This window comes from Pseudomonas sp. JH-2 (assembly GCF_036231725.1).
Taxonomy (GTDB): Bacteria; Pseudomonadota; Gammaproteobacteria; order Pseudomonadales; family Pseudomonadaceae; genus Pseudomonas; species Pseudomonas delhiensis.
In genome coordinates this window covers 1-794 of sequence record NZ_JAZAQP010000126.1, presented here as the reverse complement: position 1 = coordinate 794, position 794 = coordinate 1, and the positions used below count along the sequence as shown (strand labels likewise).

Below are 794 nucleotides of genomic sequence, written 5' to 3'. Positions count from 1 at the left end.
GCCAGGGCGGGGCGCCGGACAACAGTTATGGCAATGACCTCAGTAATGTCGCGCGTCTCTATGGCCTCTATCCGGACGATACGCTCGTGCAATTGCCTCCAGGAGCTGAAGAAGCTCACATCAAGGTTTATCTTGAAGGCATCGGCACCAGCAGTGGCCTGGCTGACTCCCTCTATAGCCAGGGCACTGGCCACGGGGATACCGGTGTGGTGGCACGGGTCGAACAGATGCCGGCGCTGACTCTGAAGCAATTACGGTTACTGCAAGATACTAACCCCGGCCTCAAAATTCGTCGGATCGAGATCGACCTGTTCGGCTTCAGCCGGGGCGCGGCGGCGGCGCGGCACTGCGCCAACGACCTGCTCAAGGGCGCGAACAGCCTGCTGGCCCGCTCGCTGCCCGCCGGCTCGTCCTTGTTGGTACCCGGGTTCGTCTGGCGCCATCGCAGCGACGTCATCCTCAACTTCATCGGCTTGTTCGATACCGTGGCCGGCATCGTCTCGCCGCAGACCCTCGATTTCAGCCCGCACAATGCCAGGAATTCCGGGTTGCAGCTGCGGCTCGCACCGGGCACGGCCCGCCAGGTGGTTCACCTGGTGGCCGATCATGAATACCGCCACAACTTCTCCCTGACCCAGGCCGAGCTGGACATCGTGCTCCCGGGTTGCCATTCGGACATCGGTGGCGGTTACCTGCCCCTGGCCAGGGAGAAGCTGTTGCTGAGCAAGCCCGACAGCAGCCTCGAGATCGCCTCGCTCGCCACCGAGCGCAGCGGGGCCCACTGGCGCACCAGG

Annotated in this window: 1 protein-coding gene; it reads left to right on the top strand. The window is 63.9% G+C overall.

What is annotated here, in order from left to right:
- Positions 1-794: phospholipase effector Tle1 domain-containing protein (locus VV867_RS31025; RefSeq protein ID WP_328568448.1), on the top strand; the 794-nt coding region annotated here is incomplete at both ends.